Annotated in this window: 8 protein-coding genes; 4 read left to right on the top strand and 4 right to left on the bottom strand. The window is 68.9% G+C overall.

Features of this window, described 5'->3' with window-relative positions; all coding sequences use genetic code 11:
* Position 1: 1 nt before the first annotated feature.
* The 4 genes from POL67_RS51540 to POL67_RS51525 all read right to left on the bottom strand — a co-directional run bounded on the left by POL67_RS51540 (position 2) and on the right by POL67_RS51525 (position 6831).
* The gene (locus tag POL67_RS51540) at positions 2-547 is read right to left on the bottom strand and encodes a hypothetical protein (RefSeq protein WP_271930237.1); all 546 of its coding nucleotides are present in this window, start codon (positions 545-547) and stop codon (positions 2-4) included.
* A 134-nt stretch (positions 548-681) separates the two neighbouring features.
* Complete coding sequence (locus POL67_RS51535) at positions 682-3315, bottom strand: ATP-dependent Clp protease ATP-binding subunit (RefSeq protein WP_271930234.1); 2634 nt, start codon at positions 3313-3315, stop codon at positions 682-684.
* 490 nt (positions 3316-3805) lie between these two features.
* Complete coding sequence (locus tag POL67_RS51530; protein WP_271930232.1) at positions 3806-4777, bottom strand: Shedu anti-phage system protein SduA domain-containing protein; 972 nt, start codon at positions 4775-4777, stop codon at positions 3806-3808.
* Positions 4774-6831 (bottom strand): sensor histidine kinase, encoded by a 2058-nt coding sequence (locus POL67_RS51525; protein WP_271930230.1) that lies wholly within the window; start codon positions 6829-6831, stop codon positions 4774-4776. Before POL67_RS51525 ends, POL67_RS51530 begins: the two co-directional genes overlap by 4 nt.
* Positions 6832-7129: 298 nt before the next feature.
* Here POL67_RS51525 and grxC point away from each other — a divergent pair, with 298 nt between their 5' ends.
* The 4 genes from grxC (at position 7130) to acs (ending at position 12460) form a co-directional block, all read left to right on the top strand.
* Positions 7130-7432, top strand: coding sequence for a glutaredoxin 3 (gene grxC / locus POL67_RS51520; RefSeq protein ID WP_271930229.1), 303 nt, complete (start codon positions 7130-7132; stop codon positions 7430-7432).
* A gap of 127 nt (positions 7433-7559) precedes the next feature.
* The gene (locus POL67_RS51515) at positions 7560-9083 is read left to right on the top strand and encodes a serine/threonine-protein kinase (protein ID WP_271930227.1); all 1524 of its coding nucleotides are present in this window, start codon (positions 7560-7562) and stop codon (positions 9081-9083) included.
* Positions 9080-10444 (top strand): hypothetical protein, encoded by a 1365-nt coding sequence (locus POL67_RS51510; RefSeq protein WP_271930226.1) that lies wholly within the window; start codon positions 9080-9082, stop codon positions 10442-10444. Before POL67_RS51515 ends, POL67_RS51510 begins: the two co-directional genes overlap by 4 nt.
* A gap of 48 nt (positions 10445-10492) precedes the next feature.
* A complete protein-coding gene (gene acs, locus POL67_RS51505) occupies positions 10493-12460 on the top strand; it encodes an acetate--CoA ligase (protein ID WP_271930224.1) in 1968 nt (655 codons plus the stop codon).
* Positions 12461-12553: the final 93 nt, after the last annotated feature.

Here is a 12553-nt window from a genome sequence, read left to right as displayed (position 1 = left end):
TTCAGCCCGGTCCCTCCGCCGGAACGAGGAGCGCGTCGCCGTGGTTCTGGATGCGCTCGGCGTGCGTGAGCAGCCCGGACAAGCGCACCTCGCGCTCGTTCTTCGCGACGATCTGCGCGAGCGTCATGGCCGCGAGCCCCAGCTCTTCCTGCGTGGTCGCCCAGCCGTTGCCGCCGTTCACCACGAAGATCGCGTGCCGCTCCGTCTCCGCGGGCGGCCGCTGCGCGAGCGCGGTGCGGTCGCGCGCGAGCAACTCGAGGTCGAACGTGTGCCCATCGTCCGTCCGAACCTTGATGCTCACACACCCGTTCACGACCGGATCGATCTGGACGATCGTCCAGCGCGCCAGGCGTGATCCCGCCGCGAGCGGATGCAGCAGCTTGGCGACGTTCTCGCGCGTCGGCGCGTCGAGCGGTTTTTCGCTGTGCGCCGCGTTCTTTGCAGAGGACGTGGTCTCCGGGCGCGCGGAGGCGACAACCGGTGCGGCGAGCACACCGCCCCCCATCACTCCCACGAACAACCGCCGCGATACGTTCCTGCCAGGCATGCCGGAGCCTCCTACACTCGCAGGATCTCCGCTCGTCACGGCGGCGTCAATGTTTGCGCGGAGTCCCGATCCGCCGTCCCTCGGACGAGCGAGGACGGGTCCCGGCGACGCGACGCGTCAGCGACGCGTCGGGATCACGCCTTGGTGAAGGAGAACGAACCGTCGGCCGCGCGGATGTGCACGATCTGGCCGGGGCCGTAGCCGCCCGCGAGGATCGCTTCGGCGAGCGGGTTTTGCAGCTCTTTCAGGATGGCGCGCTTGAGCGGGCGCGCGCCGAGCGAGGGCTCGTAGCCGAGGTCGACGAGCAGGTCCTTCGCCGCGTCGTCGAGCTGCACCTTAATCTCTCGATCCGCGAGGAGCCGCTCCAGCCGCCGGAGCTGGATGTCGACGACGCCGCGCAGGTCCTGCTTGGTGAGGGCCTTGAACACGACGATGTCATCGATACGGTTCAAGAATTCCGGCCGGAAGAAGTTCTTGAGCTCCTCGAAGAGCACGTCGCGGATCGCGTCGCGCCCGTCCTCGGTGCCGAAGAGCTTCGCGTCGGTCTCCAGGATCCGCTTCGAACCGATGTTCGAGGTCATGATCACGACCGTGTTCGAAAAATCCGCCGTCCTGCCACGACCGTCGGTCAGACGGCCGTCGTCGAGGATCTGGAGGAGCAGGTTGAACACGTCCGCGTGCGCCTTCTCGACCTCGTCGAAGAGCAGGACGCTGTAGGGCCTGCGCCGCGCGGCCTCGGTCAAGAAGCCGCCTTGCTCGCTGTCGGCGTAGCCGGGCGGCGCGCCGATGAGGCGCTGCGCCATGTGCCGCTCCATGAACTCGCTCATGTCGAGCCGCGTGAGCGCCTGCTCGTCATCGAACAAGAACTCGGCGAGGGCCTTGGCGAGCTCGGTCTTGCCGACACCGCTCGGCCCGAGGAAGAGGAACGAGCCGATGGGCTTGCCCGGATCCCGGAGGCCCACGCGGCCGCGGCGTACGGCGCGGGCGATGGCGCGCACGGCCTCGTCCTGGCCGACCACGCGGCGCGCGAGGCGCTCTTCCATCTTGAGCAGCTTCTCCGACTCGCCTTCGAGCATCTTCGCGACCGGGATGCCCGTCCACTCGGCGAGCGTGCCGGCCACGTCGTTCTCCGTGACCATGTTCGAGCCGCTCTCGGCGCCCTCGCGCTTCGCGGCCCCCTCGGCCGTCTCCAGACGGCGGCGGATCTCAGGCAAGGTCACGTGCTCGATCTCGCCGATCCGCGCGTAGTTCTTCTCGCGTTGCGCGGTCGCGAGCGCCTCGTTCGCCGCCGCGAGCTCCTTGCGGATCGACTGCACCGCCGCGACGACGCCGCGCCGCGCTGCGATGTTCGTGCGCATCTCCGTCGCGCGCGGCTCGACCTCGGCGAGCTCCTTCTCCAGCCGCTGCCGCGCCTGCACGCTCAGCCGATCCTCGTCGTCCGCGAGCGCCGCGATCTGCGCCTTCAGCGCGTCGACGCGGCGGCTCAGCGCATCGACCTCCGCAGGCACGCCGTCGACCTCGACGCGCTTGCGCGCGCTGGTCTCGTCGAGGAGATCCACCGCCGTGTCCGGCAGCGCGCGATCGGAGAGGTAACGCTTGGCGAGGCTCACGGCCGAGAGGATCGCGCTCTCGCCGATGCGCACGCGGTGGTGCGCCTCGTACTTCGTGGCGACGCCGCGCAGGATCTCGGTCGCCTGATCGATCGACGGCGGCTCCATGTTCACCACCGCGAAGCGCCGCAGGATCGAAGAGTCACGCTCGTTCAGCTTGCGGATGCCCTCGGGTGTGGTGGTCGCGAGGATGCGGATCTCGCTCCGCGCGAGCAGCGGCTTCAGGAGATCGCCGACACCCGAGCCCTGCACGCCCTGGCCGAAGAGCGCGTCGATGTCCTCGACGACGAGGATCGTCTCGGCGTCCTGCACGCTGCGGAGCTTGTCGATGAGGGCCTTGAGGCGTTGCTCGATCTCGCCGCGCAGCTTCGCGCCCGCGACGAGCGCGCCCGTGTCGAGCTCGTAGAGGCGCGCGCCCGCGAGATTGCTCGGCACGTCGCCGCGCGCGATGCGATCCGCGAGCCCGCGGATCAAGGCTGACTTGCCGACGCCCGGCTCCCCCACGACGAGCGGATGGTTCTTGAAGCGGCGCTCCAGGATCTGCAGCAGCCTTCGCGCCTCGCCGTCGCGGCCGATCACCGGATCGAAGAGGCCCTTGCGCGCGTCCGCCACGAGGTCCCGCGTGTAGCCATTCGCCTCGGCGCTCCCCGCTGTGCTCGTGACGATCACCGCGGCCGAATCCCGCGGCGCCGACGCCTTCGCGTCCCCCTCCGCGAGCGCGCCGAGGTGCGGGCGGAACGCGCCGGGGCTGATGCCGAACGACGAGAGGATCTCCCCCGCCGGCCCGCGGATCTCCTGCGCCAGCGCGTGCAGGAGGTGCTCGATGCCGACGTTGGGAGCCTTGTCCCGCGTGGCCTCGCGCTCGGCTCGGCTGAGCAGGTCGAGCAGCCGGGCGTCCACGTACGAGACGCCGCCCGTCGATTTCGGCTGACGCCGGAGGGCCGCCTCCGCGAGGTTCATCGTTTCGTTCGGGTCGGCGCCGGCGCGCCGGAAGACATCGAGGACGCCGCGATCGCGTTCGAGCAAACGCACGAGCAGGTGCAGCGGCGAGACCTCGGCGTGCTTCCGGTCGTCGGCGAGCGCTTGCGCGCCCGCGACGATCTGCCTCGCGTCGTTCGTGAAGCGTTCGAGGTGGATTGTGCCCTCGGTGTCGGCCATGGGTCCTTTTTCTCACCAGGTGAGCAGCGCGCGCAAGGGACGGCGCGTCGTGCTTCTAGGTTACGCCGTCGTCCCTCGTTCTGACATGCCCGAGCCCCTGGATGTGCTTGGCGCATCGCCAAGCAACATCGGGAGCCCCTCGCTCTTCCTTGGCGCTGCGCCAAGCACACCCGGGAGTTTTCGGACGCCTCCTTGCCGCTGCGCCAAGCGCACCCGGGAGTTGTCGGACGCCTCCTTGCCGCTGCGCCAAGCACCGTTCGACCTGTTCCGACCTCTCCTTGGCGCTTCGCCATCCCGGCGACCGGCCCTCCCGACCTCTCCTTGGCGCTTCGCCAAGCACGACCCTGGCGCAAAAGGACTGTCCGTGGCGATGCGCCGAGCACCCGCTTGGCTCTGCTCCCCCGTGCTTGGCGCTCCGCCTTTCGCCACCTGACCTCGCCCGACCCTCTCTTGGCGCTTCGCCGAGCTCTCGCGCACATCCCCGCCCTCGTCAGGTCCCGCCGTCCCCGTTGCGGTAGTCGCGCAGGAAGGTCAGCACCTCGCGCGCGCCCTCGATTAGGTCGTCGTACGTGAGGATCGTGATCCCGGCGAGGAAGCTGTTTTCGAGGGCAAGCCGGTCGCGCTCGCGCTCGTCCTTGCGCCGGCCGATGACCACGTATCCGCGGGGTCGGTTGAGGTCGACGCGGATTCCGCGCTGCGCCTCGTAGCTGTTCGGACCTGGGACCTGCTTCTCCGCCAGATCGAGGTACTCGATGATCTGCCCGACCGCGCGAGAGCACTCCTCGCTCTGGTGGAGGTGGCGGTTGTACGCCTTGAAGACCGGCTGATCGGGGCGCTTCAGCTCCCAGAGGTCCGGGAAACCGTCGTGCCGGACGAAGAGCAGATCGACCTCGGCGCCGCGACCGACCTCGTGGGGGGAACGGCATTCGCGGTACTTCGGGCCGAGGAGGATGCGCCAGTTCTTCTTGAGGAAGTCACGGTACTTGTCCTCTTTCTCGTTCTTGTCGACGAGTGCCTCGAAGGCACGAACCGCGCGACTTCCGATGTAGGCGGGGCTCGCGAGGGCGAGCGCGATCGAACGAAGCAACTGTCCCTTCAAGTCGCGCTCGCTCTTGAACAGGAAATGGCCACCCCGCGTGCGCTGCATGATCTCGCGCATGAGTTCGGGGTTGTTCTTGTGCGCGGTCGCGATCACGACTGGCCGGAACGGATCCGCGCGGATGAGCCCTTCGAGTGTGGCGAGCCCGAACCGCGTGTCCTCGTCGGTCCGGCCCGGCTGGGAGGGGATCTGGAGATCGAGAACGACCACGTCCGGGCGGAACGATTCGGCAAGCGTGAGGCCGTCCTCAACGGCGCGCGCTCGTTCGACCTCGTAGCCCGCGGTTCGCAGCCAGTCCCTGTAGTCTTCCGCGTTCTGATCGTCGTCCTCGACGAGCAGGATCCGCTTGGCGGCGTCACTCATCCGTCCTCCTTGCCCGCGACCAGCTCGATGAAGAAGCAGGTCTCCTCGTGCGCAGGATCTAGGCCGATCCGGCCCCCCATCCTTTCCACGAAGCGCTTGGCGATAGCAAGACCGAGGCCCGTGCCGCGAGGTTTGCCTGCGCCGCCCGTCTTGTTCGTGTTGAACGGTTCGAAGATCCGATCCCGGTCGCCTGGATTCACGCCGTCTCCGCTGTCGCGGATCTCCAGGCGGATCACGTCGCCCGTACGGCTCCCCGAGACCACGATCCTTCGAACAGTCGCCCGCGTGCTGCACAGGACCGCGTGAAAGGCGTTTTCGAGGAGGCAGTGCAGCGTCTCGTGGAGCGCGTCGGAGATCGCCTCGACGTGGAGCTCGCTCGGGACCTCGACGAGCGTATCGACCTCCGTGTAGCGTCGCGTGAGGGGCGCGAGCTCGTCCTCGACGAGCGGACGGAGCACGACGTTCGCCTTGGTGCCCGTGGGCCCTGCCTCCCAGATACGCGTCTTTTCGGTGAGCCGCTCGATGTAGTCGATCTCCTCTTCGAGCCGCGCGAAGGGGCGCACGAGCGCGGCTTGTTGCTCCCTGTCGAGCGCGTCGCGGATCTCGCCGAGGTGCTGTCGCATCGCGCCCACCGGACGATTGAGCCGATGCGCAAACCCGAGCTGCGCAATCCGCTCGGCCTCCTCGCGGATCCGCTGCTCCATGCCGGCGACGGCGCTGTCCGTGAGCCGTGCGGCGACGTCCGGTGCGATGACGGTCAGGAAGAGAAAGACCTCCCGAGGGAACTGGTACCGAAGGAGCACGTCGTCGTGACCAGCGCGGACCTCGCGGACGATCTTCCGGGCGAGGAAGAAGTGCATGACGAGCTGGTTGGAGAAGAGCTCGCCTTCCCGGTCCAACCAGCCATAGGATTCCCAAGGAAGCAGGAACCTTCGGGACGCTGCTTTCCCGATCGCAAACTGCTCCAGGGCGAGATCCTCGAGATCGGAGGCGCTGGCGCGGTCACGACCCCAATCCTGCGATACGGTTGACGCCACCTGGCCGACATGAGCAGCCACCACCGCGACGATCCATGCCTCGATGGGCGTCGCATCGGAGGCAGGGGTTGGCAGGGCACGGATCGTGTCCCGGAGGAGCACGAGGTTTCCGAGGACATTCGAGAGATCAGCGAAGTCCTTGCTGGCCCTGCGCGCCGCGAGGAAGCGATCGAAGGGCGGGCGTGGTTCGAGATGCCGCTCGAACCAACGCTCGATCTCGTCTGCGCGGGGCGGTAGCAACCGCAGCACGACGATGCCAGGCGCCGTGAGCAGGGTCTTGTCGCTACGATCGCTCCAATACAGCAGGCTACGCGTGGGCGGTGGGCGGTCGTAATGCCTGGCGTCCGCCACGACAACGACGCTGGGCAGGTGAAAAGACCGTTCACCCGCGTACGACATGATGGGCGGTGTCACGACATCCGGCCGCTCCTCGAACCGACGAGCGAGGCTCCATGCGGCATGGGACACCGTCGTCCTCTTCCCGGGTCCGACAACGATGAGTGTGGAGTCGACCGACTCGTCTGCCCAGCGAGCGATGAACACATCCGCGTCCACCTCCTCGCCCGATGTGAGCCGCGCTCTCCGGGGGAAGTAGAGGCCTGCCGCAGCCGCGTCCATCGTACGGACGAGCTCTCTCGCTTTGGTTGCGATACCCGTGACCTCCAGGACCCATTGCCGGACGGTGATCAGGGCCGCGGACGTCGCCGTGGCGAGGTTGGGCTCGTAGCCCTCGGGCAACTCGCCCTCCAGCACGATCCCGATCGCGCGGTCGGAACCGGTGACCTGGCAAATGGCGGTGAGTTCCGCGAGTTCACGTGCGAGGTCCTCGGGGACCTTCGGCAAGACCCGGAAGTAGGTGCGTACGCGGGGAAACCCCGTGGAAGAAGCAAACCATTCGACCGTGCCAGGCGCATCGCCGACGCGCCGCTCGACCTCGAAGCCCGCGGCACGGTAGACCTGCGCCACGGCCTCCTGCGGATCTCCGTCCGTTTCTAGCTGGAACATCGGCGGCTTCATGGCATCTCCCAGCAGTCCCGCGCTCAGACGTACTGGGGGCCTCCTCCGCCGACAAGCGTCTCTTCGATGGGTGAAGCGACAGCACCGAGGCCGCGGCCTACCTGCGCCGCTCCATGCACCCGCCTCCTGCGGCTCCCTACCCGCCTTCGTTCACTTCCCCAAGCGAAGCCGGAAACGTCCTTGCCCCCGCCCCCTCGCTTCCCCCAGCAACGCAGCCAACCTCCTCCCCTCGCTCCGTCCCTCCACCAACCGCCCGAGCACGCATCCACCCCTTGCGCTCGTCGCTGGCAGAACCGAAATGTCCAGCATCATGCCGGCCGACGTCGCCATCTACACGACCCCCTGGTGCCCCTACTGCCACCGCGCGAAAGCCCTGCTTTCCAAGAAGAACGTGCGCTTCGCGGAAATCGACGTCGACACACGGCCCGACCTGCGCCGCTGGCTCTCGGACGCCACGGGTCAGCGCACCGTGCCGCAGGTGTTCATCAACAACCGCCCCGTGGGCGGATTTACGGACGTCGCCACGCTCGATCAAAACGGAAAGCTCGACGCGCTGCTCGGCGAGGCCCCCCCGCCGGACCTGCCGCCGCTGCCGCGCTAACGCGCCGTTTCGTCGAGATCGTGCACGCCCCGGGGGAGCGGTGATAAGCTCGGTCCGATCGGCCGAAGGTTTTCTCTCGTTCGCTCGTCCATGGGGGGACGAGGTCGACCCGGCCTCGATGACCCGCATGCCCGCTGCCGACGCTCCGCTGCCCGACGCCCCGACGAGCGACGGCTCGCTCGTCGGTCGTGACGTGGGCAAATACAAGATCCTCCGCCTCGTCGCGCGGGGCGGCATGGGCGCGGTGTACGAGGCGCTCAACACGAGCATCGGCAAGCGCGTCGCGATGAAGTTCGTCGACCCCGAGCTCGCCCGGAACGCCGACGCCGTGGCGCGTTTCCAGCGCGAGGCCGCGGCCGCGAGCGCGGTCGAGAGCGCGCACATCGTCACGATCTTCGACTCGGGCGTCACCGACGATGGACAACCCTTCATCGTGATGGAGCTGCTCCGCGGCGAGGACCTCGGCCATCGGATCAAGCGCCTCGGACGGCTCGACCTCGATGCCGCGCTCGGCGTCATGGCGCAGCTCCTCCGCGGCCTCTGCCGCGCCCACGAGGCGGGCATCGTTCATCGCGATCTCAAACCCGACAACGTCTTCTTGGCCGAGCGCGACGACGAGACCGACTTCGTCAAGATCCTCGACTTCGGCATCTCCAAGGTGCGACGCACGGGCGGTGTGCCCGAGAAGACGATCACGCGGCAAGGCACGGTGCTCGGCACGCCGTTCTACATGTCGCCCGAGCAATCGCAGGCGCTCCCCGACGTCGACGAGCGCACGGACCTCTGGTCCACGGGCGCGATCCTCTACGAGTGCCTCACGGGGAGGCCGCCGCACGAGGGGCAGTCGTACGAGCAGGTCATCGTGAACATCTGCACGAAGGCCGCGCCCGACGTGCGCACGTGGAACCCCGAGGTGCCCGAAGCCGTGGCGCGTTTCCTCGGGAAGGCGCTCAAGCGCAACCGCGACAAACGTTTCGCGAACGCCCGCGAGATGCTCGAAGCGCTCGGCGCCGCGTCCGGCGGCGTGCTCCCGGCGCGCGCGCTTCGCGTCGGCGACACGAGCTCGCGTTCGTCGCCGGACCTCGCGCGGAGCACACCGCGCGTCGCGCAGACGAACGAGGCCTCGACGCGGCCCGCAGAGGAGGTCGGCACGGGCGGACCGTCACGCGTGGGCTGGTCGACGAGCAGCGGCGCGAGCGGCGGGAAGGAGCGATCTCGCGCGCTCTGGATCGCCTTGGGCGCAGGTGCCGCGGCGCTTTTGATCGGCGCGGGGGTCGTCTACAGCCGCAGCACGCCGGTGTCGCCCGCGTCGCCCGTGGTCACCACGAACGCGACGAGCGAGACGCACGTCGAGACGACGCCCGCACCCACGCAGGAGACGCCCCCCGAGCCCGCGCAGACGAGCGAGACAACCCCCGCAGGTGCGTCGACGCCTGGGCCCGTCGCGACGAACACGCCCGAGACCGAGCCTACGCAGACGCCTCGAACGACGCCGACCTCGACGAAAAAGACCACGAAGACCGCGAACGCCAAGCAACCGGCGACCACGCCTCCGCTGACGAGCGCCAAGCCGACGGCGACGAGCGCCAAGCCGACGGCGACGACGAAGGTTCAGGGCGTCGCCCCGCAGCTCAAGCTGAAGGTGGAATGAGTTCGCTCCTCGGTCGATCCCGGCCCCGCGCGGCCCTCGCCTTCACGATCGCGCTCGCCACGATCGCGCCCGATGCCGTCGCGGCCGGCGAGCCCAAGGCCGAAGGCGCGCCGCTCTCCGACGCGTACAAGCAGCACATGGCGAACGGCGTGAAGCTCTACGGCGACGGCAACTTCGCCGCCGCCATCGTGGAGTTCGAGGCCGCCTACGCCGAACGCCCGCGCGCGAGCCCGCTCGTCAACATCGCGCTCGCGCACAAGAGCCTCTTCGAATACCCGAAGGCCATCGCCGCCCTCGAGCTCGCGCTCCGCAAGCACGCGGACACGATGGAGCCCGAGGACAAGGCCGCCGCCGAGAGCGCGATCGCCGAGATGCGCGCGCTCATCGGGTACGTGAAGGTCGAGCTCTCGCCGTCGCACGCCGTGCTCCTCGTGGACGACGAACCGCAGCCCCCCGGCACCGCGGACAAACCCCTGCCGCTCGGCCCGGGTCGGCACCGCATCGGCGCGCGCGCCGAGGGGTACGAGGACGCCGAGGAGGCGATCACGATCACGAGCAAGGACCAGGACAAGGTCGTCAAGCTCGCGCTCGTGCCGAACAAGGGGTGGGTCGTCGTGAAGACGGACGACCCCGAGATGGCCATCGCGATCGATCAAGTGCCGCTCGCGCTCGGGCAGTGGGCCGGCCTCGTCGAGCCGGGGACACACCTCGTGCAGATGTATCGCCAGGGCGGCCCCGAGTACGCGTTCCAGGTGCTCGTCGTGGCCGGCAAAGCGCAGGAGGTTCGTCCCGACGTCGGCGGCGTGCCCATCGCCGTGCCGCGCTCGCTCCCGACCCCGCCTCCGCCGCCGCCCAAGATCGCGAAGCCGCCGGAGCCGCCTCTCCGCGGGGCGTACGCGAACGCGACGGGCGGCGTCTTCCTGATGCTCGGCGAGGAGGGCGCGGGCGGCATGGTCGGCGCGCGGCTCGGCTACCGGATCTCCACGCCGATCGGGCTCGAGTTCATCTTCGACTACGCGAACAACCAAATCGCCACGAAGAGCGGCGACAGCACGGTCCGCCTGAACTCGGCGCGCTTCGGCGGCGGCGTGCGGCTCATGAGCCCCGGACGCAAGGCGCGGTTCGTCGCCACGATCGGCGGCGGCCTCGCGTACAACTGGCTCGGCAGCGGCGAGAGCCCCGGCGGCGTCGCCTTCATCAACCTCGACACGGGCTTCGAGCTCGACTGGAGCGGCGTCCTGGTCGGTCTCGCCGCACAGCAGACGCTCCTGCTCGGCGGGACCGACACGGCCGACGTCGAGCTCGCCGACCCGCGCGTGACCCTGGGCCTCGGCGCGCGCGTGGGCCTCGGCGGTTGGTGACGGTGTTCTTCCGGAGCGGTATCCTCCGCGTCCGCCTCGGGAGGACGCATGTCGAACGAAGCCATCGAAAGCTTGCTGAAGGAGACGCGCCGGTTCGATCCGCCGGCCGAGTTCGCCGCGCGCGCGCGCATCACCTCGCGTGAGGCCTACGACGCGCTCTACCGCGAGAGCCTCGACGATCCGGACACGTTCTGGCGTCGCGAGGCGAAGGATCTCGTCTTCCGCACGCCGTGGACGCAGACGGTCGAATGGAACCTCCCGCACGCGAAGTGGTTCCAGGGCGCGACGCTCAACATCTCGGAGAGCTGTCTCGATCGACACATGTCGACGCCGACGCGGAACAAGGCAGCGATCATCTGGGAAGGCGAGTACGGCGAGACGCGCACGCTCACCTACGCGCAGCTCTACCGCGAGACCGTGCTCTTCGCCGACGCGCTCGCGAAGCTCGGCGTGGAGAAGGGCGACCGCGTGGCGATCTACATGGGCATGGTGCCCGAGGTCGCGGTGGCGATGCTCGCGTGTGCGCGGCTCGGCGCGGTGCACACCGTGATCTTCGGCGGCTTCGCGGCGGACGCGATCCGCGACCGCGTGCAGGACTGCCAGGCGAAGGTCGTGATCACGCAGGACGGCGGCTACCGGCGCGGCCACGTGCTCGAGCTGAAGTCGACGGTCGACAAGGCGCTCGCGCAGCCAGAGGCGGCGAGCGTGCAGAAGACCGTCGTGCTGCGCCACCTCGGCGCCGAGAAGTGTCCCGTGACCATGGTCGAGGGGCGTGACGTGTGGTGGCACGACATCGTCGATCCGAACGGGCATGCGCGCCGCGAGGCCACGATCGTCGACGCCGAGCACCCGCTGTTCATCCTCTACACCTCGGGATCGACGGGCAAACCGAAGGGCGTGCTGCACACGACCGCGGGATATCTCGTCGGCACGCACGTCACGACGAAGTACGTCTTCGACCTGCGCGACGACGACGTCTACTGGTGCACGGCCGACGTCGGCTGGGTGACCGGGCACAGCTACATCGTCTACGGCCCGCTCTCGAACGGCGCGACATGTCTTCTCTACGAAGGCGCGCCGAACTTCCCCGACTGGGGCCGCTTCTGGCGCCTCATCGAGCGGCACGGCGTGACCATCCTCTACACCGCGCCCACCGCGATCCGCGCCTTCATGCGCCAGGGCGACGACTGGCCGAAGAAGAGCGATCTTTCGAGCCTGCGCCTGCTCGGCTCGGTCGGCGAGCCGATCAACCCCGAGGCGTGGATCTGGTACCACAAGAACGTCGGCGGCGAGCGTTGCCCCATCGTCGACACGTGGTGGCAAACGGAGACGGGCTCGATCCTCATGACGACGCTGCCCGGCGCAGCCTCGGCGAAGCCCGGATCGACGGGCCTTCCGATGTTCGGCGTGGTGCCGGACGTCGTGACCAAGGAAGGCACGAGCGTCGGCGCGAACGCGGGCGGCATGCTCGTCCTCCGGCAGCCGTGGCCCTCGATGCTGCGCACCGTGTGGGGCGACGACGAGCGCTTCCGCAAGCAGTACTTCAGCGACGTCGAGGGCTGCTACTTCACCGGCGACGGCGCGCGACGTGACGACGACGGCTACTACTGGGTGATCGGCCGCATCGACGACGTCCTGAACGTCGCGGGTCATCGCATCGGCACCGCAGAGATCGAAAGCACGCTCGTCTCGCATCCGGCCGTGGCCGAGGCGGCCGCGGTCGGCCGGCCGGACGACCTCAAGGGCCAGGCGCTCGTGGTCTTCGTCTCGCTCCGCCCCGGCTTTTCAGCGAGCCCGGAGCTCGCGACCAAACTCGCGAACCACGTCGGCCAAGAGATCGGCAAGTTCGCCCGGCCGGATCAGATCCGCTTCGCCGACGCGCTTCCGAAGACGAGGAGCGGCAAGATCATGCGGCGCCTCTTGAAGGACGTGGCCACGGGGCGCGAGACCACCGGCGACACCTCGACCCTCGAAGACCTCAGCGTTCTCGCCAAGCTCCGCTCCAACGAGGAGTAAGACGCCCCCCTTCGCCGCGTCGTTTGACGCTCGGGGCTGCGCTCCGCGAGCGGAGCTACGCCCCGCTCCGCACCCCTGCGGTTCTCTTTCCGA

The sequence above is a fragment of the Polyangium mundeleinium genome (assembly GCF_028369105.1).
Lineage (GTDB): Bacteria > Myxococcota_A > Polyangia > Polyangiales > Polyangiaceae > Polyangium > Polyangium mundeleinium.
The sequence above is the reverse complement of the archived record's forward strand: the minus strand, read 5'-3'. Positions and strand labels throughout refer to the sequence as shown.

Coding starts and splice junctions, on each gene's coding strand:
- POL67_RS51540 (WP_271930237.1), bottom strand. CDS start 547: ATGCCTGGCAGGAACGTATCGCGGCGGTTGTTCGTGGGAGTGATGGGG.
- POL67_RS51535 (WP_271930234.1), bottom strand. CDS start 3,315: ATGGCCGACACCGAGGGCACAATCCACCTCGAACGCTTCACGAACGAC.
- POL67_RS51530 (WP_271930232.1), bottom strand. CDS start 4,777: ATGAGTGACGCCGCCAAGCGGATCCTGCTCGTCGAGGACGACGATCAG.
- POL67_RS51525 (WP_271930230.1), bottom strand. CDS start 6,831: ATGAAGCCGCCGATGTTCCAGCTAGAAACGGACGGAGATCCGCAGGAG.
- grxC (WP_271930229.1), top strand. CDS start 7,130: ATGTCCAGCATCATGCCGGCCGACGTCGCCATCTACACGACCCCCTGG.
- POL67_RS51515 (WP_271930227.1), top strand. CDS start 7,560: ATGCCCGCTGCCGACGCTCCGCTGCCCGACGCCCCGACGAGCGACGGC.
- POL67_RS51510 (WP_271930226.1), top strand. CDS start 9,080: ATGAGTTCGCTCCTCGGTCGATCCCGGCCCCGCGCGGCCCTCGCCTTC.
- acs (WP_271930224.1), top strand. CDS start 10,493: ATGTCGAACGAAGCCATCGAAAGCTTGCTGAAGGAGACGCGCCGGTTC.